General features: G+C 68.8%; 25 protein-coding genes. 17 read left to right on the top strand and 8 right to left on the bottom strand.

Annotation, left to right across the window (positions count from 1 at the left end; translation table 11 throughout):
* Positions 1-88: 88 nt before the first annotated feature.
* From AC27IY_RS40960 to AC27IY_RS40940, 5 genes are all read right to left on the bottom strand, one after another.
* Positions 89-220, bottom strand: coding sequence for a hypothetical protein (locus tag AC27IY_RS40960; RefSeq protein ID WP_487181257.1), 132 nt, complete (start codon positions 218-220; stop codon positions 89-91).
* Positions 221-266: 46 nt separating this feature from the next.
* Positions 267-1,523 carry a methyltransferase, FxLD system gene (gene fxlM, locus AC27IY_RS40955; protein WP_487181256.1) on the bottom strand — a complete coding sequence of 419 codons (1,257 nt, stop codon included), beginning with the start codon at positions 1,521-1,523 and terminating at the stop codon, positions 267-269.
* A gap of 437 nt (positions 1,524-1,960) precedes the next feature.
* Complete coding sequence (locus AC27IY_RS40950) at positions 1,961-2,281, bottom strand: hypothetical protein (RefSeq protein ID WP_487181255.1); 321 nt, start codon at positions 2,279-2,281, stop codon at positions 1,961-1,963.
* Complete coding sequence (locus AC27IY_RS40945; RefSeq protein WP_487181254.1) at positions 2,278-2,742, bottom strand: hypothetical protein; 465 nt, start codon at positions 2,740-2,742, stop codon at positions 2,278-2,280. Before AC27IY_RS40945 ends, AC27IY_RS40950 begins: the two co-directional genes overlap by 4 nt.
* Positions 2,743-2,869: 127 nt before the next feature.
* The gene (locus tag AC27IY_RS40940) at positions 2,870-3,445 is read right to left on the bottom strand and encodes a flavoprotein (protein ID WP_487181253.1); all 576 of its coding nucleotides are present in this window, start codon (positions 3,443-3,445) and stop codon (positions 2,870-2,872) included.
* 101 nt (positions 3,446-3,546) lie between these two features.
* Here AC27IY_RS40940 and AC27IY_RS40935 point away from each other — a divergent pair, with 101 nt between their 5' ends.
* A complete protein-coding gene (locus tag AC27IY_RS40935) occupies positions 3,547-4,797 on the top strand; it encodes a helix-turn-helix domain-containing protein (protein WP_487181252.1) in 1,251 nt (416 codons plus the stop codon).
* Here AC27IY_RS40935 and AC27IY_RS40930 read toward each other — a convergent pair.
* Positions 4,794-4,925 carry a hypothetical protein gene (locus AC27IY_RS40930; RefSeq protein ID WP_487181251.1) on the bottom strand — a complete coding sequence of 44 codons (132 nt, stop codon included), beginning with the start codon at positions 4,923-4,925 and terminating at the stop codon, positions 4,794-4,796. The genes AC27IY_RS40935 and AC27IY_RS40930 overlap by 4 nt on opposite strands.
* 271 nt (positions 4,926-5,196) lie before the next feature.
* Here AC27IY_RS40930 and AC27IY_RS40925 point away from each other — a divergent pair, with 271 nt between their 5' ends.
* From AC27IY_RS40925 to AC27IY_RS40900, 6 genes are all read left to right on the top strand, one after another.
* Positions 5,197-5,529, top strand: a complete 333-nt coding sequence (locus AC27IY_RS40925) for a hypothetical protein (RefSeq protein ID WP_487181250.1) — start codon at positions 5,197-5,199, stop codon at positions 5,527-5,529.
* Between the two features lie 267 nt (positions 5,530-5,796).
* On the top strand, positions 5,797-7,998 hold the full coding sequence (locus AC27IY_RS40920) for a hypothetical protein (RefSeq protein ID WP_487181249.1): 2,202 nt from the start codon (positions 5,797-5,799) through the stop codon (positions 7,996-7,998).
* Positions 7,999-8,562: 564 nt separating this feature from the next.
* Positions 8,563-8,862, top strand: a complete 300-nt coding sequence (locus AC27IY_RS40915) for a hypothetical protein (RefSeq protein WP_487181248.1) — start codon at positions 8,563-8,565, stop codon at positions 8,860-8,862.
* A gap of 49 nt (positions 8,863-8,911) precedes the next feature.
* A complete protein-coding gene (locus tag AC27IY_RS40910) occupies positions 8,912-9,298 on the top strand; it encodes a hypothetical protein (protein WP_487181247.1) in 387 nt (128 codons plus the stop codon).
* A gap of 463 nt (positions 9,299-9,761) precedes the next feature.
* Entirely contained in the window at positions 9,762-10,301 is a 540-nt protein-coding gene (locus tag AC27IY_RS40905; RefSeq protein ID WP_487181246.1) for a hypothetical protein, read from the top strand.
* 224 nt (positions 10,302-10,525) lie between these two features.
* A complete protein-coding gene (locus tag AC27IY_RS40900) occupies positions 10,526-10,966 on the top strand; it encodes a hypothetical protein (protein ID WP_487181245.1) in 441 nt (146 codons plus the stop codon).
* Positions 10,967-10,969: 3 nt separating this feature from the next.
* On the opposite strand, the gene AC27IY_RS40895 is transcribed toward AC27IY_RS40900, so the two are convergent.
* Positions 10,970-11,278: a hypothetical protein gene (locus AC27IY_RS40895; protein WP_487181244.1), complete on the bottom strand. Its 309-nt coding sequence runs from the start codon at positions 11,276-11,278 to the stop codon at positions 10,970-10,972.
* A 55-nt stretch (positions 11,279-11,333) separates the two neighbouring features.
* Between AC27IY_RS40895 and AC27IY_RS40890 the strand changes: the two genes are divergently transcribed.
* The 4 genes from AC27IY_RS40890 (at position 11,334) to AC27IY_RS40875 (ending at position 14,863) form a co-directional block, all read left to right on the top strand.
* Positions 11,334-11,591, top strand: a complete 258-nt coding sequence (locus AC27IY_RS40890; protein ID WP_487181243.1) for a hypothetical protein — start codon at positions 11,334-11,336, stop codon at positions 11,589-11,591.
* A 443-nt stretch (positions 11,592-12,034) separates the two neighbouring features.
* Complete coding sequence (locus AC27IY_RS40885) at positions 12,035-12,508, top strand: RusA family crossover junction endodeoxyribonuclease (RefSeq protein WP_487181242.1); 474 nt, start codon at positions 12,035-12,037, stop codon at positions 12,506-12,508.
* 124 nt (positions 12,509-12,632) lie between these two features.
* Positions 12,633-13,907 carry a DNA-directed RNA polymerase subunit alpha C-terminal domain-containing protein gene (locus tag AC27IY_RS40880; RefSeq protein ID WP_487181241.1) on the top strand — a complete coding sequence of 425 codons (1,275 nt, stop codon included), beginning with the start codon at positions 12,633-12,635 and terminating at the stop codon, positions 13,905-13,907.
* 626 nt (positions 13,908-14,533) lie between these two features.
* A complete protein-coding gene (locus tag AC27IY_RS40875; protein ID WP_487181240.1) occupies positions 14,534-14,863 on the top strand; it encodes a hypothetical protein in 330 nt (109 codons plus the stop codon).
* A gap of 123 nt (positions 14,864-14,986) precedes the next feature.
* Here the strand turns inward: AC27IY_RS40875 and AC27IY_RS40870 are convergent, their stop codons facing one another.
* Positions 14,987-15,658, bottom strand: a complete 672-nt coding sequence (locus tag AC27IY_RS40870; RefSeq protein WP_487181239.1) for a sensor histidine kinase — start codon at positions 15,656-15,658, stop codon at positions 14,987-14,989.
* 542 nt (positions 15,659-16,200) lie between these two features.
* Between AC27IY_RS40870 and AC27IY_RS40865 the strand changes: the two genes are divergently transcribed.
* From AC27IY_RS40865 to AC27IY_RS40840, 6 genes are all read left to right on the top strand, one after another.
* Positions 16,201-17,919, top strand: coding sequence for a hypothetical protein (locus AC27IY_RS40865; RefSeq protein WP_487181238.1), 1,719 nt, complete (start codon positions 16,201-16,203; stop codon positions 17,917-17,919).
* 313 nt (positions 17,920-18,232) lie between these two features.
* Entirely contained in the window at positions 18,233-18,670 is a 438-nt protein-coding gene (locus tag AC27IY_RS40860; protein WP_487181237.1) for a hypothetical protein, read from the top strand.
* 87 nt (positions 18,671-18,757) lie between these two features.
* The gene (locus AC27IY_RS40855; RefSeq protein WP_487181236.1) at positions 18,758-18,979 is read left to right on the top strand and encodes a hypothetical protein; all 222 of its coding nucleotides are present in this window, start codon (positions 18,758-18,760) and stop codon (positions 18,977-18,979) included.
* A 15-nt stretch (positions 18,980-18,994) separates the two neighbouring features.
* Positions 18,995-21,352, top strand: coding sequence for a phage portal protein (locus AC27IY_RS40850; protein WP_487181235.1), 2,358 nt, complete (start codon positions 18,995-18,997; stop codon positions 21,350-21,352).
* A 64-nt stretch (positions 21,353-21,416) separates the two neighbouring features.
* On the top strand, positions 21,417-22,145 hold the full coding sequence (locus AC27IY_RS40845) for a hypothetical protein (RefSeq protein WP_487181234.1): 729 nt from the start codon (positions 21,417-21,419) through the stop codon (positions 22,143-22,145).
* 57 nt (positions 22,146-22,202) lie between these two features.
* The coding region (locus tag AC27IY_RS40840) for a hypothetical protein (protein WP_487181233.1) at positions 22,203-24,157 on the top strand (1,955 nt) is incomplete at its 3' end.

Genomic DNA, 24,157 nt, shown 5'->3' with positions numbered 1-24,157 from the left:
GGGTCCTCTCTGGCGGCTCCCCCGATCGGCACAGACAGTTCGGGACCGGCCACGAGTGGTGTGCCGGTCCCGAGCGTGAGCGGAGGTGCTAGCAGGTGGTGCCGGCGCTGTCGTCGGTGCCGCCGCAGCCGTCGCCGGTGCAGTCCTCCGAGTCGACCCGGGCGGCTGAGGCGGTGACCTCGGTGAAGCGGACGTCGAGGTCCAGGGCGCTGGTGGTCATGGTGGAGCTCCTTCCATCAACGGTGGTTGCGGGGTGGTGCGGTGCTCTACCCGGCCAGGGGCGGCCAGGAGAGCACGATCGTGGTGTGCAGCTTGCGCAGCACAAACCCAGCCGGGAGATCCTTACGGGGGGTGTCGGCGGGGTGGACGGTGACGTGCGGGGCGGGGCGGCCGTGCTGGTCCCACTGGCGGATCTGCCCGGCGAAGGAGTCGGCGAGGGCGACGGCGTCGGGGCCGTGGGCGTACACGCCGAATTCGAACGCGGCCTGGTCCTTGATGGTGGGGCGCAGCTTGGCCCGGTAGGCGAGGGTGGCGCCGTCGACGGCGGCCGGGGTGCCCATCCGCCAGGACGGCGTCACCATGCCGGCGTCGATGGCGTCCTGCTTGGCGGTGAGCACGGTGAAGCCGTCCAGGTGGGTGGCCAGCCACAGGTCCAGGTCGTGGAACGCCTCGCCCTTGGCGAGAGTGACGCCCGTCCACGCCTCGACGCGCTGTGTGCTCAGCACGTCGGCCAGGCGCGTGGTGTCGGCGTACTCGATTTCGTCGAACCACAGGCCGACCTGGTCATCGTGCAGTTCTACGCCGTGCCCCTGGTGGCCGCCTGCGCCCTGCATGGGGACGAACCCGCACATGAGGTGGCTGAGGCTTTCCAGGTGGTCGCCGTGGCGTTCGAAAGCCCACGAGCGGGTCAAGCCGAACGTGCGCAGCGGCAGGACGAGTCGGCCGCCCTCGGCGAGCTGGTCGGTCCACGCCGGCGGGATGTCCCACGCACCGGCGGTGACGATGATCAGATCAAACGGGTGGCCGGCATCGGGGACGCCGAATTCGCCGTCGCGGCGCAGGACCCGCACGTCGTGGTAACCAGCGGTGGCCAGGCATTCCTCAGCGCGCTTGACCACGTCATCGTCGATGTCGATGGTGGTGACGGATCCGCGGGGGCCGACCAGTTCGCGCAGTAGCGATGCGTTGTAGCCGCCCGAGCCGACTTCGAGCACGTGGGCGCCGTCGAGGGGTCCGGCCTGAGCGAGCATGGTGGCGATCGTGGGCGGCGCGGAGACGGTGCTGAGCATGAGGCCGCGGTCGTCGCGCTTGGCTACGACGGATTCGGTGCTGTATGCCTCTTCGAGCGGGACTCCGAGGGTGAACAGGTGGCGGGGCACCTTGCGGAGGGCGGCTTCGACGTCGGGCGGCAGCGGCATGCCGATGCTGGTGCTTCTGGCGAGGATCTGGTCGACCAGCCGGTCGCGTAGGACGGCGATGTCCTGATCCGTGTGGGAGCCCTCACGGGCAGTGTCGGTTTTCACCGGGGGAAGCGTAGTCACGCCAACCTCCTGTTTAGTGGAGCCGCGCGAACCCGGGGGCTGGCGGGGCTGATGTATGGGTTCCCTGCCTCGCCCGTCACGGAGGATGCGCCCTCCACAGGGCAGCGGGGAGTTCTTGCAGCACTTCGGCCGTCTGCGACCGTCGCGCCGGTGTGAGCTGGGGCAGATCATCGGTCTGCCAGTCCGGCGGCGCCACCCGATCCATGCCAGTAGGGCGAGTACATCAACAGGAACCACCCTCGGGCACGCTGCTGGAGGTCCGCGACGTGCCGCTTCCACTCCGTTGTGTCAACCTCGCGGGCCTGCATGTGAGCCTCCTCGGGGGCATACGGGATCGGTAGTCAGATCTGGTCGACCAGGTAGCCCAGCCACTGCTGTCCAGCGTCGGCCAGGCGGATGGACATCTCGTCGCGCTTCGTCTACGTGCCGACCGTCGTCTCCACGTTGGCCCGTGTCTCCGCGTAGCGGAGGGCGATCCGACGTGCGGCGGTCGCCGCGTTCGCCGTGGAGGCATGGTTGTAGATCCACCGGCCTCGCCCGGTCGTGTGGCCGGTCCACCACCACCAGATGTCCCCGTCCGTCCAGACGACCAGACCGGTCGAGATCAGCACCAGCGCGATGCCGTCGCCGTGATGGACCTCGGAAGCGATCCGGTGCGCTGCGTGGAGCTGAGCCTGCAACTGCTCGGCTGCCGGGCCGGCCGGTCTCAGGCCGGGCACAAGCCACATGGCCGCGGTCATCGCTCGTCGCCTCCGTCAACAACGGTGAGCAGGACGAGTTCATGAAGCGGCTGTGGCAGAGGCTGCTTCACGAGATCGAGGTAATGGGCCATTAGTCTTGTGGCCGCCGTGGCGGGAGCCCAGGCAAGCGTCCACAGGACGGCTCCGCGTGCGCTCGGATAGGGAGCCCGCCAAAAGATCAGCTGCCCGTCTGTCAATGCGACCAGATGGGGCCACAAGGACACTGCGGCCTTGTCGTCGCCGCCCAGTACATGGGCGGGGATGTTCAGGCGCTCCAGCTCGGTCTGCAGCTTGTTGGCCAGCGCGAGAGCTGGTCCAGGTTTGCGGGCGGCCGGTTGAGTTGTGGTGCTGTGGGGGTGCACGGATTGGGGCTGGTCGTGGTGCCCGCCATGGCCGTTCCCGTGCGTGGGCACCACGACCGACACCCGCGCAATCGCCGCTCGATAGACGTCCTCGGACATGGCTGCGACGCTACGGCCGGATCTCCTGCCCACCCCCAAGCCGCACTTGGGGGTGGGCAGGAAGCTCAATCCGTGTTAACGGCCTGCCGCTGCCCGTTCAAGGCGGGCCGTGAGAAGCTCTCCGAGCTCAGTTCTTCGTGTTGGCGATCCGGTTCATGCAGACCTCGTAGATCCGCTTCAGCTCGGACCTCAGCTCCGTCCACGGGAAGGAGGCGGCGCCGGGCTCGCCGGACGAGGGCTGGGGCAGTCGATCTGTGTCCAGCAGCACAGAGATCCCGCTCGACGTCAGCCGCTCCACGCTCAGCGGGAAAGCCGGGTGCTTCGCCAACGCCACGTTCGGCCACGGGACCGCAACGACGGGCAGGCCCAGGCCGATCGCCTCATTCAACAGCCCCAGCGCCAGGGTGTCGGAGATGCCGCCTGCCCACTTGTTGATCGTGTTGAACGTCGCGGGCACCACCGCCATGGCATCGGCCGGTGGTAGCACGTCCGGCTCCTCCGGCCGCTTGTAATCATCACGCACCGGATACCCCGTCAGTTCCGCCAACCGCTCCCGGTTGACGAACTTCCGGCCCGAGGGTGTTGTGACCACGCACACGGTCCATCCGCCGGCCTGCAGCGACGCCACGAGATCTGGAAGGCCGCCCGCCGGGCGACCACCACACGCGATCACGTACAGAACGGGCTGTCTGACGTCGGCCATCGTGTCAATCTCCTGACTCGCCGAGGTAATGCCGTTAGCGTCGATAGCGACGCATCCAGCGCGGTCGGGGGCACACTACGGCCAACAGACGGGGGCGCGCCATGACACCAGCCCACGAGCACGTCGATCCGCTCGACCGTCAGGTCGGTGCAAACATCCGGGCGCTTCGGTTGCGCCGCGGCCTCAGCCTGCCTGCCTGCGCACAGCTGTGCGGCCGCACCGAGGAGTGGCTGCGCACTGTGGAGCGCGGCAAACAGCGGCTGGACAAGCTGTCGGTCGCTATCACGCTGGCCGAGGTTCTGGGCGTCTCCGACCTCGCCGTGATCCTAGGCGAACGCCTGCAACGCCTGCGCTGCAGCATCGGCGAAGGCGCCCGCGTCCAACACAAGGCCGTTCCCGTGTTACGGCGGCTGCTGTCGACGCCCACCTACCCACAGGCATCCACCCGCGACCCCTACATCGAGTCCGAACGCATCCGCCGTCGGCTGTCCCTGGCCTGGTCAGCTTGGCATCGCTCTGACCGTCCCTACACCGCGCTCGGCGTCGTGGTGCCCGACCTGTTGAGCGACGCCCTGGCCCTGCACCGAGCCAGCCCGCCCGGTGGCCGCCGCCTCACCTGGCAGTTGCAGAGCGAGGTTTTTCAGATGGCCCAGCGTTTCCTGTACTGCGTCGGCGAGCCGGACCTGGCCGCTCGCGCCGCCGATCGCGCGATGGTCGCCGCCGAAGAGACTGACGATCCCGTCCTGATCGCGGTCTCTGCCTGGACCTCCACCATGGCCGCGCTCGGCCGCTCCGATGCCGAAGAGGCCCACGCCATCGCTCACGACGCCACCGACCAACTCCGCCACATTGTGTCGACCAACCCCGCCGCACTGTCCGCCTGGGGCGCACTCAGCCTGTTCGATGCCATCGCCCTGGCCCGCCTGCACCGCCCCGCCGACGCCTGGCACAGCTGGACTCTCGCCCACCAGGGGGCCGCCGCGCTCGGAGCCGAGCACCACCACCCGCTCACCATGTTCGGTCTGGCCAATGTCGCCATCTACGCCGTTGCTATCCATATCGAAACCGGGCAGGCGGCCGCCGCCCTCAAGCACGCCGGCCGCCTCGATCTGGACACCATCCCCTCCACCAACCGGCGTGCCCAGCACCTCATCGATGTCGCCCAAGGCCACCTACGCCGCAACGAGCCCGATGCCGCGATCGCCGCGCTGTTGGCCTCCGAACAGCAATCGGCCGAGACCATCGCCTTCAACGCCACTGCCCGCACGACGATCATGGAGATTGTCTCCGGTACTCGACGGCCGCCGCGGGCCGCGCTGGAGCTGGCCGCCCGCGTCCTGCGCGCCGGTTAACTGGCGGCGTGCTGGTTGGCCCAGACGGACAGAACGGCCGCCTCCCGCTTCGTGGTGATCCCGAGCTCGGCCGCGCGCTCGTGATCGAGCGCAGGGCCGCTCTGGAGCCACTCCCACGTGTCCGCCACCGTCTCCTTCAGGGGCTGGGTGGGCCACCCTGGTAGACGTTGACGGTCTCGCGCGAGAGCCTCCTCGGCTACCGCGCGGCCGATTGAACCACGTGCCTCCAAGGACCAGCAGTCGCATGGCCGCGATCCTGGCGCAGTAGGCCAAGGCCAGGGAAGAGGAGCGCGGCGGTGAGAATCGAGGGCTCCGGGATGATCAACGCTTGGCAACGATCCGCGACACGCCGGGGAAGAGAGTGAATTACTGATTCAGATTCAGCTAGTCTCCCGAGCTATGAGTGCCAGCAGAAGCAATCGAGGCGGCGGCCGCAAGCCCAAGGGGGGCGCGCGGCACAGCGTCCGCTTCACCGACCCTGACCTCTATCAGGAGTGGGCCGAGCACGAGCGGTTCAAGGCGCTGGGCTTCGACAGCTTCAGCGAGTACGCGGATTTCACGTTCAACCTGGCGCATGGCCGGTGGAAGGAGTACGGGTTCGCGAACCCGGAGCAAGCTCTGGACTACCTGCTCGCCGTGCACCGCGGCGCTATCGTGCCGCCGCCACACCTGCGCAACAAGGTGGAAGCCGCGCAGGCCGCTCTGCCACTCATGGAGACGACCGCCGCATAGCAGCGGCTACGAGGCTCACCGGAGGAACCGCTTAGACGAGGAGAGGTAGACGCCGAGGACGGCGTCCTACAACGCCACGAGGGCCCCTGCGCGCTTATCAACTGTCCAGGAAGATTCGCGCAAGGACCCTCGGAATAGCCCGCCGGCCGAGGGCCCGCCTTTGGCGTGCCTAAAGCCGGTTGAGAAGCCAGGAGCCAGAGTATCAACAGCCCCTCGGCTCTGCCAGTCATACCCGATTCCGGCGTGTCGGAACCGGGCGATACCGGCATGGCCGTCCCGTACAACTTGATACCCGCCCCGAGTGGCTCATCCACGTGGGAAGCGCTGCGCGCCGAGGCCGCCCAGACGTGGGCCGCCCTCGCGCGGCACATCGCGCAGGCTCTCCGTGTCCGCTACTCGGCGGACGGTGGCCTCAACTTCCCCGCCCGGTACGAGCGGCCGTTCACCGACCGCCACCCGAACCGGCCCGCCACCGTGCCCGTATTCGACCGGCACACCAAGACTGGCCGCCTCCTGGCGATCGACCTCGACATCAAGAAGGCCCGCGCCCTCGGCGTCGCCAACCTGGCCGCCCGGGTCGCCGCCGAGGCTGCCGCCGTCGTCGCCGTGGTCGAGCGGTGCGGCGGCCGAGCCATCACCGACGTCTCCCCCAACGGCGGCCGCCACGTCTACGTCATCTTCGCCCGGCCACTCCCGTGGGAGGAGCTGTACCGGGTGGCGTGCGCGCTCGCCCGCCGCTACCCCACCATCGACACGACCCCCATGTCCAACGCGGCCGCGCAGATCCGCGTCCCCGGCTCCCCCCACAAGATCGAGCACGGCCGGCTCACCGGCTGGATGCGGCTCGCCATCCCGCTCGCCGAGGCCGTCGCCATCGCCGAACAGCCGTGCTCAATGCGCGTGTGGGAGCTGCTGCACGACGAGCTGGCCGTCGAACTCGGCGCCTACTCCCCCGCCGTGGGCGACCGGAGTACGGCCGAAACGGGCCGCCCTGTGGCGGTCGGCGGCTGGATGGCCGAGGACCAGGACGGGATGCCGTGGCTGCCCCGCCCTCGCGGCCGCCGCGCCCCCCGGCCCGATCTCGGGCAGCGCGCCCGGACCGGCGACTGGACCGGCTACGACTCCCGCTCGGAATGCCGCCTGGCCGTGCTCAACAGCCTCGCCGCGGCGGGCTGGAGGTACGCCGAGGTGGTCGAGGAGATGGAACGCGGCATCTTCGGCGGCCTGGCCGTGCTGCTCGAACGGAAGTCCGCTCGGGAACGTGATCGTCTGCTGGGCGCTGACTGGCGGGAGGCCGTCACCAGCATCGACCAGTACGCGACGGGAAACCCTGATCGCAACTTCAACACTAGCCTGTCTACTTCCTCGCCCCCCCTCCCCTCTTCCCGCTCCTCCCCCGCTGACGCGGTCCACGCCCCGGATGCTGGGCAGGCTGTGCAGGGACGTGATCTTTACGACGTAGATTCGCACCCTTCCGGTCATGGGCAATCCCTGCTCAACACGTGGCAGCAGGTCCTTCTCTGGCTGAATGCCGTGTGGGTGGCCGAACGGGATCCTGATCGGCGGAAAGCGTGGGGGCGGGCCGCTCCGGCGATCCGGATGCTGTTGCGCGCCATGGCCGTGGCCGCACGCATGGACCAGGGCGTCACGCCGGCGTTCGGGACGCGGCAGCTCGCGCGGATGTCCGGATACGACCACACGACTGTGGCCAAGCACCTGAAGCGGCTGCGGGAGGAGGCGCACCCGCTGATCGAGCGGATCGTGCCCGGCCGGGGCAAGCAGGGCGACCGCTACCAGCTCATCGTGCCCGAGCAGTACCGGGCCGACGCGGTCGCCCGGATGTGGCGGGGCGGCCGGATCGAGACGACCCACCAGGCGCTCAACCTGGAGGGGGCGTGCGTCGCGCTCACCCACGAGGCGCTGTCGAGCGCCCCGACCCGGGCGGCCGACGTCGCCCGCCTGGCGCTGCTGTCGCGTACGTCGACCGTGCAGGCGCTGTGCACGCTCGCCGCCCTCGGCCTGGCCGACCGGACGGCCGAGGGGTGGGTGCGGCGCGACCGGCCGTTGAAGGAGGTGGCCATCGAGACCGGCCGGGAGGACGAGTACCAGGCGACGCTGGCCAAGCACCAGGCCGAACGGGAGGCGTGGTGGGGTGTGATCGCCTCGTGGGGCCTTCCTGCGGCGACGGACGATGATCGTCCCGCCCGTACCGCTAAAACCCGTCCTGATCCTCCTCAGCCCCGCACGGAGGCCGACGCGGTGCCGTGGCCGACCGGCCCCTCCGACGACATCGAGGGCCGAGCCGTCCCGCCCGACGATGCGGGCCCGTCGGCGTGCGAGCCGCCGCCGAGCGAGATCGAGGCCATCGTGCTCCTGGAGCAGATGCTCGGCGCTGTGGTGATTGCGCCGGCCTGGCCGGAGCGACCGCCGCGCAGGCGCACTCGGCCCTCCACCAGCGATCAGCTATAGGCATTCCGACCAGGCGCTGTCATCCTGATGACGGTCACTAGCTCCTGGCAGGCGGGGAGATATGCGCAACCCTCACGCGATCAAGTACGAGTGCAAGCAGTGTGGTGCTCAAACTAAGGCGAATCGACGCACTGGGCTGTTGTACTCCCACACGTATCCGGGAACAGTGAAGACCTGTGCAGCATCGGGCAAGAAGGTAATCGGTGCGCGAGGCGGCCCCCTACCTGAGCTGCCTCCCCTCGCAGATGAGCCGAAGCCGCCACCCCCGGTAGGCCGCGTGACCCCTCAAGAGGGTCCGTCTGTCAGCGTCCGCACCGTGTCTGGAGGACTCCCAGGGTTAGGAAGGCGTCGTTGACGGACTAATCCAGGTCAGTCCTTCCTTTCACCTCGACGGCCCCGCTCGGCGCTTATCCGCGGGGATGTTGGCAGCGATCCTGCGGAGCCGGACGAGTTCGCGTAGCTATGTGCTAACAGACATTGGCACATAGAATTAACGATCTTGTTCGCGCCGCCCGGAAACGCCATCCCGCGCGATCTTGGCGCACTTCCGCGAGAATGAATGACATGGCGCATGAAGCCGACGACACAGCAGGAGACTCGATCAGCAATTTCGCTGACCGCATCGGGCCCGTCCGTGTTCTCTCGAGCCATCAGTCGATCTACTACGACAAGATCCGTGAGGTGGCCTCTCCGGCACAGATCAGTGACGAGCAGGTCCTAGCCATCGCCCAGGCCGTCGCCGCCCAAACGGAAGCCGAGCGCCCCCACCAGCGGCGCCGCGAGTGGATGCTCCTCATCATCGGCCTCGTCGCCGGCGCGCTCGCCTCCATCCCCATCGGCATCCTGGTGAACCTCATCAGCTAAGCCACGCGAACGGCCTGCCGCCCAGCCGCAGAACTGAAACACTCCATGCATGAGCGACCAGAGCTGGTGGGCCGAGGTGAAAGGCGCAGCCGCGCACTGGCACGAGCTGTGCGACCACGCCGCCCAGGTTGCCGGTTGGGCCCGCTCCGCCAACCCGGACAAGATGCCCGTCACCGGCGATTACGCCGGCGCTCTCGCAGAACTCCACCAGGCCGTCGAGGGCCGCGCCCTCCACCAAATTTACGACGCCACCATCCGCTTCTCCAAAGCCTTCGACCTCAGCGGAGACCTGGCGGACACCCTCAAGAGCTGCGGCGCCGGAGGGACCGAAATCGCGCTCATGGGTGCCGTGAGCCTGCTCGACGGTGCGAGACATAACCTGGACAACGCTCTGACCCGGCCCCCCACGTTCGACGACGGCCCCGCTGACGACTAAGCCGCGCGGCCGCCCCGGTTGCACTGCCGCCCCCGCCGCTCCCGCTCCACCCGCAGCAGCTCCACCACCCGCTCGAACCGGCCATCCGCGATCCACCGATTCACCGTGGACATCGACCGGCCCGTCCGAGCCGCCGCGAAGTTTGGGGTCCTTGCAGTAGATCGGGTTCGGGCCGGGCTGGTTGGGCGGCTTCTTCTCCGGCGGGGCGGGGCGGGGCAATCCGGGAAGTTGCACGCGTCGGGCGCTTGTGTTTTGGGATCTTTTGCGTCTCCCCATGCGACGTAAGCGACCGGATGTGCTTCTCTCTCCGGTCAGCGGGGCGCGAACCGCCGAACTTGGGTCCGCCAAGGGGTAGAGAGGTTGATAAATAACCCCTATACTTCTATGTGTGAGCCGGGGAGTTAGCGGTAACTCGTCGGCGCACGTTCAGGCAAGTAGCCCCAGGAAAGAAAGGTCCTCCCCTGTGACCATCACTGCCATCACTGCCATCGCCCCCGACGACCACAACCCGGACACGGTTCGTCTCCTCCCGCTCCCCCAGGGCGTGAAGCTGCCCCGGCTCGCCGACTACGCGGTGCCCGCCACCCACGTCGGGACTGTCGAGAGCAGCCACCTGGAGGCGCTCGCGCTCGCTGGGCTCGCCATCGAGAAGGACCTCGAAGAGGGGTTCGACGGCACCCCCGAGGACGCCGCGCGGCGCGAATCCCACCTGCTCCGCTTCCACGCCGCGCTGGCGGCCGTCCACGCTGACCTCGGTCAGCTCAACCTCGCCGTTGACGCCCGTCAGGCCCGCCAGATCGCTGACGCTGCCTACGACCTCGGCGGCGATCCGGCCGCCCTGGTGGTCGAGCTCGACCCCGGCATCATCTGGGACCTGCTCGACGCCGCCGGGCACGGCGAGCACGGCGGGTGGACGCACGACTCGCGTTGGCCCGAGGTGACGTGCGCCTGCGGCGACGCCGTACTCCGGATCACCGTACCGGCCGCCCCGCACGCCAGGTAGCCCCTGATGGTGCGCGGCGCTTCCGCCGTGGTGGGAGCGCCGCCCACCAGCGGCCCACCGTCCGAACGGTACCGGCGATTCCTCGACTCGACCGGCCCGGCGTCAAGGCCGCCGCCCTCGCTCGCGAACTTGGCACGTCCGTACGAACGATCGAGCGCTACCGGTCCGCCTCCCGCTCCCCCGCCCCCGACCTCTCCCCCGCACTGACCGAGGAGCCACCACCCGTGTCCGCCGCCACGCCGCCCAGGAAGATCAGCCTGCGCCGCCGCCAACGGCTCGCGGAGCACACCCTGGAGGCCGCGCTCACCCTTGCCGTGATGATCAGGGACGAGGACGCCGCCGCGTGCCAGACGTTCGTGCGGTCACTCCCCCGCGACCAGCAGACCGCGCTGCCGTACATCCTCGCCGCGCTCGTGCCCGTGGACCGCCCCCGTGACGAACTCCTGGAGTGGATCACGTGGGACGAGCACGGCCGCCCCATCCCTGGCGCTCCCGTACCCACCGGCGTCCCGCTATGCGTTGCCCGCCGCGTGCCCGCCACGCCCGCGACCGCGAAACGGCACCGCGACCACCATCAACCCCTGTGCGGCCCGTGCCAGGACGCCGAAAGCACCTACCGCCGCAACCTCTACCAGGCCAAGAAGCGGCGCGCCCGCGCCGCCTGACCTTCAAGGAGACCTCATGTCCCTCGCCACCCACACCGGCCGGGCCGCCGTGGTCCTCACCATGGCGGCCGCCGTCGTAGTCGCCTGCTCCAGCGACCCAGCCCCGGCGTGCGCCGCCGTGGCGTACGGGCCGCCCGGATCATCCAGCAGCAACAGCAGCAGCTCCCGATCCAGCACCAGCAGCAGCACGAGCACGAACACCGGGCGAACGAGCACCAGCACGGGCACCGGCCAGACCCAGCCGCAGACGCGGACGCCGGTCCAGCCGCCGCGGACCCAGACCAAGCCCGTCCAGCCGCCGGCCACGGTCAAGCCCGTCACCCCGTCGACCAGCCAGCCCTACCGGCCGGTGCCGACGACCACGAGCGTGCCGAAGTATGTGCCCGCCAAGCCGAAGACGGCCACCCCGTACGCGCGCAACCCCTTCTACAGCTACCCCGCCCAGCAGCCGCCGACCTGGCACGGCAGCTACCGGCAGTACCCCGGCTACGTCGGCTGGTACCCGATCTACGTCTACCCCGAGGGGTACGCGGAGGAGTACGGCTGCACCATGACCGGCGCCGAGGGCGCCCCGGCCGCCGACGTCAACGGCGACGGCATCCCCGACGAGGCGACCGACTGGTGAAGTACCAGCCCATCCCCGACGACGAGCGCCCCAGCGCTGGCCTGGTGTGCAACCTGTGCCGCGTCTCGGTCGAGGCGCGGCGTGCCTGGACCATGTCGAGTTCGGCACGGACGCCGACTGGTACGCCGCTTTCGGCGAGTGCGGCCGGTGCAGTCGCGACGGCTCGCGGTGTGACGGCTCGCGGTGCGACGGCTCGTGCGGCTGCCGGTGCGCCCACCTCCACCCGTCCAATGCGACTCCGATCCCCGTGATCGACGGGCAGACCGCACTGGACCTCCGGTGGGCACCGGCCACGGCCGTCCTTCGCCACTCGGCGCGACCCCGGGCCATTGAACTTCCCACGCGGGAAGTCCAATTCGTCTCGATCACCTGAGCTGGCTCGCGGGCGGCGCCGGGCTCGGCCCCGCCGTCCGCGAGCCCTCCAACGACAGGAAGGGCCCCACATGACCACCACCCCGACCGCGACGGGCATATCTCGCCCGTGGGTGCTCGAAATGCCCCCCGGAATGGAACTACTCAACTCCAACCACCGCTACCACTGGCGCAAGGAAGCCAGGATCAAGAAGCCCCTGCGCGAGACGGCATGCTGGCTCGCGAGAGCAGCGAAGATCCCCCGTATGCAGCGAGCCAAGATGGTGGCCGTCTACGAGCCCCCTGACCGGCGACGCCGCGACCCTGCGAACCTCTACCCGTCATGGAAGGCCGTGATCGACGGCGTGGTCGATGCCGGGGTTCTGCCTGACGACGACTCCAAGCATCTCGATGGGCCAGACATGGAACTTGGCGAGTCCATCCATCCGAAGGGCAGACTCGTCTTGTACGTCTACGAGCTGCCGGACATCCCGCCTTCTCCCCCGGCAAAGGCTCGCTCGTTCAAGCTGATCAGGAGGCCGATCCGGCTCCCGCCCGCCGGCTGACCCTGTTCCGGAGTTCCCAACGGTATAAACAACCCTTACAATCGGCGGTGTGCGCAGCGGAGTGCACACCGCCTGATCTATTGGTCGGGAGGAAGCAAAGCCCCAGGAACCAGTGAGGACCAGCATGAACGCCACACTTCCGAAGGACGTCCAGGACCTCGTAGACGCCACGAAGCGCGCCCACGCCGACGTCTCCGACGCCGGCGACCGGAACGCAAAGGCCGTGCAGGAGCGCAACCTCGCCTCGCTCGTGTTCACCAGGACGCACGAGCAGCCGGCCGCGACCGCCAACCGGCTCGCCGGCATCCAGGCGATGACCTTCAACGAGATGGTCCGCGACGCGCCCGTCCCCCGCAAGCTGCCGAAGATGACTCTCGGGGCGGCCGAGGAGATGATCGCCACCTCGGCCAAGCAGGTCACCGCCACGGCGCTGGAGCAGGACGCGGCGCGCGAGCGGCGCATCCGAGGCATCCTCAAGCTGGCCCACACCGAAGTGGACGGCAAGCGCCTCACCAACGCGAAGATCGCCCGCCTGACCGGCCTGTCGCCCCAGCTCGTCGGCAAGGACCTGAAGACCGCGCAGAAGCTCGGCTACAGCCCAGACGACGAGATCGCGGTGGCCGAGCCGAAGGCCGTGCCCGCCGCGGACATGGCGGAACGCCTCGGCACCACGGTCAAGCACCTCATGAGCAGGCTCGACGCCGCCCGGCGACAGCGCATCCAGATCGAGGGCACGACCGTCAACCCGGGCGGCCGCGTGATGCTTTTCGACGTGGAGGCGTTCCCGGCCTGGTACCGGGGCCACCGCCTCCACTGGGTGACGCTGGCCGAGTTCGCCGACAGCCGGGGTGTGGACTTCCAGGAGTTCTACGCCCGGCTTCGCACCGCGCGGGCCAAGGGCCTGGAGTGGGAGACCAGCGACGTACTCGGCGGGCTAACACTCAACGACCCGGACGCGGTCGCCGCCTGGTGGGATCCCGTGGCGAAGTACGAGGACGCGGTGCTGCACGGCCGAGACGATCAGGGCCGGCGCAACATCGCGGGCATGATGGCACTGCTCGGCGCGTCGGAGAATCAGGTGGAGTGGACGGTTCGCGGCTGGCGGGAGGATGGCGACCTGCCGCCGCACGTCACCGACGAGCGCGGCTCGCGCTGGTTCGAGCCGCTGCCGTTCGTCGCCAAGCTCCGCGGGCTCGACGCCGACCATCTCGGCCAGAGCCCTGCCGTGCTTGGGCTGACCGCGCGAGTGGTCGAGGCGTTGCGCGAGAACGGGATCGACACGGTTGAGGAACTCCTTGGACGCCGGCCGGAGGACTTGGCGAAGCTGCCCGGCCTGGGTAAGGCGTCGGCCGAGACGATCAAGCGCAAGGTGGCGGAGGCTGGGTGGCTGTTTGTGTAGCCGCTGCTCGGCAGAGGCAGTAGAAGCCCCGGTTGGACGTTAGTTCGCCGGGGCTGTCTCGTTGGAGGGTTGTGTATCGATGGGCACCGCTCACCATTTCCACTACCCTTGCCGCCCACCTGCCCGTAGGCATTTGAGCACATAGGAACTGCCGGAGCCGGAATGGCCGCATACGTAGGCCAGGTCCCCGCCGCATTGGGACCCTCACAGTGGGTTAGCGATCAGGATCGGTTGATACCGATCGCATGGCGGATTTGCAGCCTGCTGAACGATCGGGGGCCAGCGAGGCGAGCGCGGGGGACATAGTCACGAGTTCTCCGCCGACAACACGATTGAGGAAACAGCGGTGCCGGCCGGGTGCTTATGAACACCAACACCTCGCTCTTGGAGTGAAACGTGCATTCGGGCAAAGCTTGACTCTATGCGGTCAATTCGTCTGAAGACACCCCTTGATGTCCTGAGGGATCGATGTTATTTACACGGAGGGTGCACTCTCTGTGGTCGGGCATGTACATGCTTTCATGCCTTGATCTGGCGTTATTGCCATGTTCTACTTTAAAACGTCATCCATCGCCAAACCCGCCATTCGCTGCGAATGTCAGCGTTACAAGCAAGGGAGATGATTCGTGAAGAACACCATGAAGGCATTAACCGTCAGCTTCGCCGCTGCCGCCGCCATCGGGCTGTTCACCCCCGCCGCTTCGGCCCACGTATCCGGCACCACGAACGCGAGTGGGGCTGGAGCAGCCCTGATGGTGCCCTCCTGCGTCGAAGCATACGTGTACGACGTCTCTGGCCCGGAGACGGGCGTGTCGATGATCAACCACTGCTCCTACACGGTCAACGTGTACGCGATCTGGGACTGGGCGCCCGACTCCACCTGTCGTACCATCGCCCCCGGCCGCGCCACCACCGACGAGAGTCTCGGCTGGTTTGCCGGGCTTGGTGATTGCTGAAAAGCAAGATGGCCATCTGAGCGGATAAATAGGATTTAGCCGCTTAAGGGATGGAATAGCGTGGAGCGTTTCGCGCCGTGGAGGATTCGGTGCGAGGCGCTCCACAGCTCTACTGGTCTTCGTTCACAATTTGGTGGAACGCGGGAAGCAGACGGCGAACGAGGTGCCGGCGTCGGGCGTGGACACGACGTTGAGGCTGCCACCCAGCAAGGCTGCCTGCGCCTGGGCGATGGGCAGGCCGAGACCGAAACCACCACCGTCCACGCGTGAGGGGGCAACCTTGAAGAACGGCTCGAAGATGTGGCCTAGGTTCTCAGGCTTGATCCCTCGGCCGGAATCGGTGACTTCAATCAGCACCCACGTCGAGGTGCTGGCCGCATGCATCGTTACTGGTTCGGAGCCGTGAACGGCCGCGTTGTGCAGCAGCTCGCCGAGGATGCCAGCTAGTAGCGCCGGATCGGTGTGGACGTCGCCGCTGCCAGATATGGTGACTTCGAATCCGCCACGCAGTCCTGGACCCTCCCAGACCTCCTCTAGCATGCGCGCCAGCTCGACCGTCCTGGCTTGGACGGTGACGTCCGGCCGGGACAGTCGGGACAGCTCCTCGATACGGTCAGTGAGGTGCGTCAGGCGTTGCACAGCCATGTCGGCAACTTTCAGCGCCCGCTTGGACACGTTCGGCTCGTCGGACAACACCTCGAAAGCGGCCAGGAGCGCGGCGGCTGGGGTGCGAATCTCGTGACTGAGAGCGGCGGTGAATGAACGGCCGGAAGCATGGTCGATGGGTGGAGTCATGAGGAACGACGGTAGAGCAGTCCGGTTCTGCCGCGGAAGGTGAGGGCAGGGCTTTGTGACATGGTCAGCACATTACGACTACAGACGGCGGGCTGAGTGGACCATCTTCACGTCACATCGGCCTTTCCCGCCTGCGTATCAGGGACTGACGAGCGAATGAAGCTTGGATACGCCCTGCGGGCACCAAACAGGCGAGAGAGGTTGAGGCGCGAGATATTGTGCCGACGTCGCGCCTCTTCTCCACGGCACTCATTCTCAATCGCGAGTGTAGCTGCATCCTTGCGTGGCCCTGGTCGAGGCTGAAGAGTAGAGCGCCACCGCAGCCGCCGCGGCGGCTGCGACGATAGCCCCGAAGTCGGGCATCACGCTTTCCCCATGGGTCGGCTTGGCTTGGTTGGACACTAGTCCGCTGGAGCTTCACCATGCCGGGCCGTGATCACCAGCCCCGGGGCGCGTGCCTGCTCTCGCCACCTGGTGCCCGGAATGGGCACGGGTGTCGCCGAGTTGTCCGCGCCCGGGGCTGTCACGCTCGGGCGGCCGTCGTGGCGTTGACGATCCCGTCCGCGATCAACCCGCCCGGCGATCCGCGCTCGATCCTCGCGAACAACATGTTCATCGAACTGATGACGCTGCCGCCGGAGGATCGGCGGCTGGTCCTGGAGGACCTGGACGACGCCGAGGCCCGCCAGGTGTACGCGGCCGCGTACCGAGTGGCAGGGACGTCGTTCGCCATCTGGGAGGACGATCCGGTCGGCTTCGTGGAGCAGGTGCTCGGCGCGGCGGTCTGGTCGGTCCCTCGCCGGTTCATGAGCGCGCTCACCGAGCACAAGCAAGTGGCCGTCCCGTCCTGTTTCGGCAGCTCCAAGACCTTTTCATGTGGACAGCTCGTACTTTGGGCGTCGCTGGTGTACCCGGTCGGCACCAACACCGTGGTCACGCTCGCCCCCCTGTGGCGTCAGGTGGCGCGGCAGCTCTGGCCGGAGGTCCGCGCGGCGCACACCCGCGCCGGCCTGCCCGGGACGATCGACATGGCCCAGTACAAGCTCCCGAACGCGTCCGGGCTCGACACCGTGGTGGCGTACGGGATCGCCGCGTCCCCGACCAACGAGGCCGCAGTTCAGGGCATTCACGCCGCCAATCTGCTGCTCGTGGTGGAGGAGGCCGGGGGCATTGCGCCGGCGATCGGCAACAACCTGGCCGGTCTGCTCGTCGGCGAGGGCGCCAGGATGATCGCGATTGGCAACCCGCCGACTGACCAGGTGGGCACCTGGTTTGAGAAGCTGTGCAGCGACCCCGAGGTGGTGACGATCCCCATCCCGGCGTGGGAGACGCCTAACCTGACCGGCGAAGATTTCGGGGAGTGCCAGTCGTGCCCGGGTGGCGGGCACAGCCCGGCCAAGCACATGGTGGACCGGGAGTGGATCGAGCGGACCATCCGCGTGCACGGGCCCAAGTCGAACTACGTCAGGGCGAAGATCGACGCCAAGTTCCCGAAGGGCTTGACGAACGTCGTCATCCCCGCGGAGTGGATCGAGGCGGCCGTCGAGATGGACGAGCCCGAGCTTGCTCCCGGATGGGCGCGGCTGCGGGACCTCGGCCTGGCCGACGAGGACGGCGAGTGGCTGGTCCAGTCGCGGGCGTGGGTGCGGCTCGGCGTCGACGTGGCGAGCGACGGCGGCGACGAGCTCGTGGTGGCCAGGCTCGTCGGCGACCTGGCCACGGTCGAGCACACGTCGAGCGGGCCGGAGAACGCGGACCCGGTCAAGGTGGCAGGGACCATCCTGAAGGAGATCCTGAAGGCGGAGGCGCTCGCGCAGGCCCTCGGTAGTCCTCACCCGGTGCGGGTGAAAATCGACGGCAACGGGCTCGGCTGGGGTGTGGCCGGGCTGCTGGCGGCGTGGGGGCGTGAGGGGGAGCACAGCGCGGAGATCGTGTCGGTGCTGGTGTCGGAGTCGCCGGGCCGGGAGCCGGACGAGGCGACGCTGCGGCCGTTCCTGCAGAGGGACGAGATGTGGCTGGCCACCCGCGCGCTGGTGCGGCCGGACGAGCATGGGATGACGCGCCTCCGGTTGCGGGTGGACGAGATGACGGCGGGGCAGCTTTCGGCGCCGAGGCTGTTCACTCGCTCGTCGGGGCACAGCCGGGTGGAGTCGAAGAAGGAGATGCGGAAGCGTGGCGTTTCCAGCCCGGACCGTGGGGAAGCGGTGTTGCTCTCGGTGTACGAGCCGGCCGAAGAGGAGGAGTGGCGCGTCCTGGCCTGACCGGAGAACCGGTACGGACGCTTACCACCGGATTTCGGTTTGCGCCTATGCCGGATTGTTACCGTCCAATGCTTCACGGCGGGTGTCACTCTCAGTGGCCTAAAACCCTTTACCAGCGCAGACGGTGATCGTTACCTTGTGAGCTCCTCGGCCGAAAAGTTGAGGATTGAAAGGCTTCCCGACCGTCTGCGTATGTAGCTGTCGAACTGGCCGGTTTCGCCGGAGAGCAACTGCCCGCCTCGGGGCTCTCAACGGGGGCGTGTCTGCCAGGAACCCAGCTACGTGCCACGTCCTCGCTGGGAGAGATAACCATATGAAGTACCCGCCGGGCCACGTCTGGGGGCTCGCGTTGATGCTGGAACCGGCCGACACGGAACTCATGTGGCGGCTGGCCGATAGGCCCTACGTAACTCTGCCCGATGACCTTCAGTACTTCCCCGAGTTCGCGGAGAACGGGCTGGTCTTCGAGGCGCTAGACCGGCTGTGCGTGAAGTGCTGGCGGCGCTTCGACTTGTGCGTCTGGCAGGCGTGCGAAGCCGACACCACCAACGGGGAGCACCTGCGCGGCGGCGACGACGCCGAGCGCTCCGGCCGGAGCAAGCCGAAGCCGGGGACCACCGCCAGAGAGGTCGCGGCCAGGCAGGCGGCCGCGCGGGCGCGGCGTGAGCGGCGCGAGGCCGCACGCTCGCGGCGGCAGTCGCGTGAACTGGTCGCCCTCATGCAGGGCAGTCGCATCACCGGGCTCAGTTAGCCCGCATGACGTAAACCTTCCGGGCCCCTACCGTGCCCCGGAGCCCGCCACCACACCGGGGCGGCGACCGGCACGGAGGGGCGCCAGGTGTATTACGACCCGAACGAGCACAAGAGCGAGCGCGGCACCGACGAGGGGGCGCAGCTGCGCCGGGTGCGGCGCGACTTCGCCGGTCTGATCATGCTTGTCCTCGGCGCCCTGGCGACTGTGGTCGCCGTGGCCGGATGGCACCCCCTGATCGGCGTGGGCCTGGCCGGCGTCTACCTGATGGTCGGTGGCTGGTTCGTCGCCTCCGACTCGTCCCAGTAGGCCGGGGGCGCCCTGATGGCACGCCGATTCCTGCCCAGCCTGCGGGCCGTCGAGACGTCCGCGCTGCCGGTCCCCCGGCTCTCCGATGTCGAGCGCCGCGAGCTGGTGGAGATGGAGCTCAAGGCGCTCGTCCCCGACCACGGTACCGTGTCGGTGTCGGACTGGTCGGCGAACCTGTCGGCAGCCGCGCGCCGTGCCTGGCCGGTGGACCGCGCGGTCTCGGAAGCGTTCGAGCGCACGGTGTGGGTGTTCAAGTCGGTCGACTCGATCGCAGAGCATCAGTCCGACCTCGATTTCCTGCTGCGCCACCGCAAGTCGAGTGAGCTGGTCGAGGATGACCCGCTGATCGACCTGCTCAACGACGAGCAGGCGAACGAGCTGGAGACGGGCCGCCAGTTCCGTTACCGGCTGTCGGCGCAGATTCTGCTCAGCGCGCGCGGCGCGTTCGTGGAGATCACGCACGACCGGCGGGGCCGCCCGATCCGGCTCGACTTGTTGCCGCCGGGCCGGACGCGTCCGGTCCCCGGGCTGAACGGCAAGCTGCTCAGCCACTTCGAGACGATGACACCGGACGGGATTCGCGTGCCGATTCCGCCTGAGCGCGTCCGGTGGTTCCGCAAGCCGCACCCGACCGACGCCTACATGGGCATCACGCCGCTGCAGGCGGCCGGTCTGGCGGTGGACCAGGACTTCCTGGCCAAGATCTACAACAGCTCGTTCATGCTCAACGACGGCCGCCCCGCCGGCATCGTCTCGGTGGAGGGGCGGACGAACCCGGCCGAGGCGGCGAAGCTGGAGGAGCGGTTCGGGCGCGGGCCCGTAGAGGCGGGCAAGCTGACCGTGATCGGCGGCGGCAAGCTCTCGTATGTTGACCTGGGCGCGACGCCGCGTGACATGGCGTACGGGGAGATGGCGGCCCGCGCCAAGGAGGAAGTTCTCGCCGCGTACGGGGTCGGCGAGACCGTGCTCGGCAATTCCAGCGGCCGGACGTGGGACAACGCCGAGCAGGAGCTGTTCACGTTCTGGACGATCACGATGAAGGGGCACCTGCGGATCGTCTCGACGGGGTTCGGGCCGGATGCGCGCAGGGCGGGCAAGGGAGTCCGCGGCGAGTTCGACACCTCGACGGTGGAGGTGCTGCGCCGTGCGGACGAGGCCCGCCGCCGGGAGGCGCGCGAGGAGGTCCGCGACGGGCTGATCTCGCCGGACGAGTATCGGGAGATCGCCGAGTACGAGCCGTACGACCTGCCGCACACCAGGGCGATCTACATCGCGCAGGGCAAGACGCCGATCCCGACCAGGCTGGAGGACGCCGAAGCGCTCGGCCTGGCCTCCCCCGACGCTGCGAACGAGCCGCCGGCGCCCGGCGAGGAGCCCGCCCTCGGCGAGGAACTGCCGCCGGGCGAGGAGCTGCCGGAGGGCGAGGCCGCGCCGGACGGGGAGGAGGTGGACGGCTCCGAACCGGCCACCGGTGAGGCGATGGCGATGCTTCAGGGCATGCTTGACGAGGACGCCCCCGCCGGCGAGGACCAGGACGAGGACGAGGACCAGGAGGACGAGGAGCCGCGAGGCCGGCGGCGGGCGCGCACGCGGGAGACGAAGGCCCTCGCCCCGGGCGGGCCGCAGGCCGCCGACGTGCGCGACCGGATCGAGCGCGACATCCATGAGGCGCTGGAAGGGCTCGTGCGCAGGCTCGTGAAGCGCACCGCCGCCCGCGTCGCCTCCCCCAAGACACGCAAGCACACCAGGCATTTCGCCCCCGAGTACAAGGCCGACACCCGCGTCGGCACCGAACCGCTGGACGCCGACCGGGTGGCCGACGTCGCCCACTGGCAGGAGGAAGCCGTCGCCGTGCTCACGCCCGTCCTGACGGCAGCGGCCGGTGCGGCGGCCGGGCCTGTCGCGTCGCCGTGGGTCGGCGTGTCCGCGCCGCTGCTGCAGGCGCGCGACTGGCTCGTCTCCCAAATCGTCGGCGCCGCCGGGCGGCTACGCGACCTGATCCGCGAACGCGACATCGCCGGAGATGACATTGACCGACTCGTGGCCGAAGTGCGTGCCCAGCTTCCCGGGCTGGAGTCGTGGGCGGCCCGCGCGAGCACCCGGGCAGCCACCGCGCTCACGCACGCCGTGGAGTACGTCGTCGTGATGGACGCGGCCGGACCCAACGGCATGGTGTCGGCGACCTGGCGGGCTCGCGATGACGCCGACGTCCGGCCGACGCATCGCGAGGCGGACGGGCAGGTCCGGCGCGGTGGAGACCTGTTCGAGGTGGGCGAAGCGCTCCTGCGGTGGCCGGGTGACCTCGACGGCCCGATCGAGGAAACCGCGCACTGTCGATGCCGCCTGAGCTGGATCATCTCTCCGGGGAAGTAACGTACGCTGCCGCGCCGGGCGATATGCACAACAGCCAACATGGCTGGGCGGGGGAGAGAACGCTATGGGCGAAGCCAAGCGGCGCGGCATCGTTGGTGACATCAAGAGGGCGTTCGCGTTCCTGTCCCAAGCTTGGAGATCCACCGACCGCCCATTTCGCAGAGCCATCCTCGGCATGTGGGCGATTGGTCTGGTGTCGACCGTCCTAGGCATTCTGGGAGATGAAACTGGCTTCTGGTCAACTCGTCCCTTCGCGACCAACCTTATGACCAGTGTGACGGCCTTCTTCTTTGCTGTCCCCGTCGCTTTGCTCGTCCTGCAGAACGTGCAGCATCGCATCGCAGAACGAGCGCCACGGCTGGCCGCCATCGTCCTACTGGAGGATGCGACACGCGCGCTGGCCTCTCTCCTCGACGGGGTGAATCCCTCCACCTGGCCTGCGGACGGCATAGTCGAGTGGGTCAACCCGGAAGCCCTCCGAGAAGCTCGGAGGCGAGTCTACGGCGATATGCGGTCGCGCGGCTTTTCCGAAGAGGAGCTTCCCCTTGCTTGGGGTATCGAGAAGACCCAGCCGATACTGACTCGTCTGCGTGAGGTTATCCGGCCCCAGTTCATGAAGGCTGGCCTCGAATGGCACTTGGACGATGAACTGGAGCGACTCGATGAGGCTGTCGTGCTCGCCGCCAGGTTACCTTTGGACAATCCCGACGCCCTTGTGGAGCTGCACACCTCCATCAAGCTGTTCGTCAGCATGGCGCGCGCTGTTCTCTCGGACCTCCGCTCGCGGACCTGACGCGACACTAACGCCGACAACCGGCACCCTGCACCCTCGCACGCACACCACGGGGGCATGGGGGCTGGTTTGTCCGACTACGACGCTTGGGATGTCAAGGCACGCCGTGGGTTCGGCGTCAAGTTCGATGACGACCTGCACCCGCGTGACCGCAAGGGTCGATGGATCGAGACCAACGCCCTGGTGTCGGTGTGGGGCGGCGGCCGCGGCACCGTGGTCAAGAACGTGGGTGGCGGCCGGCTTGAGGTCCGTATGGAGGACGGGAGCCTCCAGCGCATCCACCGCAACTACCTGACGGTGCAGAAGCGGCCCGGCGGTGGCAAACCGACCGGGCGGGCCGACGCCGCACCCAAGGCGATGACGGTCGAGCAGGCCAGCCCGGACGCCGACGATGTCACCCCGACCGACCGCAGCCGCATGAGGCTCGCCGACCTGACGGATGGCGGCGTGACGATCCTCATGTACGGGCAGGACGAAGCCGGCAATGAGGTGGCGCGCATTGGCCTGATTCACAAGGTCAATCGCGTGCCGGTGGACGGCGTGTACGGCTACAAGGTCGAGCTGAACGTAGGGAACGGCCAGTACGAGACCGTCTACTCGCCTGACACGGATCCGAAGGTCCGGCTGGTCCCCACTGACGCGCTGGTGCGGGTGTCGAAGGCCATCCGCGACGGCGACCCGAACGCCGAGCAGATGGCGCGTGACCTGCTCGCCGGAATCCTCGCCGACGACGACCGTGACTCTGGCGCCTCCTCCAGCAGGGCCGACACCCCCGCGCAGCCCGGCGCCCAGCCGTCTGTGCGGCGTGCTTCGGGACCTGTGGATGTGGAGCAGCAGATCCGCGACGCCTACGAAAGGATCGCCCAGCCGGACGGCGTCGAACCCATCTGGGTGACCATGGAGCAGCTCCGCGCTGAGTTGCCAGGCGTCGACCGGGCCGAGGTAGACGCCGCCCTGATGCGCCTCGCGGGCGAGCAGCGCATTGTGCTGGTGCCGGAGGCCGACCAGAAGACGCTTACGGCCACTCAGCGTGAGGCCGCCGTCATGCAGGGCGGCACGCCCAAGCACCTGATCGCGTTCCACGCGGAGGAGTTCGCGAACGACGCGCCTCCGGCTCCCGCCCCGACGCGGCTGGCGTCGGCCCCGACTGCGCCGCAGACCGTGGTGCCGGGTGACCTCGAGACCGGGGATCGGGTCACGTTCGACATCCCGGTCACGGCGGCGAACGTCGAGCGGTTCTCCGGGTCGGGGTCGAAGAACCCGCCCAAGGTGGGCGCGACTGTGACCGTGCGCGGGGTGGTCGAGGGCGTCGAGACCGACATGTTCGGCAATTCCCTGGTGCATCTGCGCCGGGACGGCGCCCAATGGCAGGGTGCGGGCGGCGGCGGCCGGCTGGACGGTGATGGGCTCGGCTGGGAGCTGGACGAGGACCACGCCGTCCACAAGACCGGCAAGGCCGACAGGCAGGAGCAGCGCCGTGGCGGCGCCGCGCCGGTTCGGACCGCGCCGCAGGGTGGCCTGTTCGCCGACGTCGGCCGCGAGGCGCAGGGCACCGAGGACATGTTCACCGCGCACGAGCGCGACCGGGACCGGGAGGACCAGTCCAGCCCAGAGGCCAGGCCCGCCCAGGAGCCGGAGCGGCGCGAGCGCGGCCAGGCCGAGCCCGAGCGGGGCGAGCGCGCCCGCGCCGCCCAGGAGGACGCTGGTCCGGAACGGGAGAGCGCCGACGAGTCCGAGGAGCAGGCCGACACGCCCCCGGACACCGCCACGGCGGGCACCGGCGGCGAGGAGCGATCCAAGGAGCTGTCCCGGCAGGCCAAGCAGGCGTTCGAGGCCGGCGACTACGGCCGCGCGCTCCGGCTGAACGGCGAGGCGTTCGAGGCGTGGCCGGACATGCCCGACGCGACCCGGGCGCGCATGGAGAAGAACCGGTCCGTCATCCAGTCGCACTGGCGGCGCAAGGGCAGTGACGAGGACCTGGCGGCGTGGGCGCGCACGGAGCTGCGCGGCCA

Source organism: Nonomuraea sp. B208, from assembly GCF_057536035.1.
This window is presented reverse-complemented; position numbering and strand designations above follow the sequence as displayed.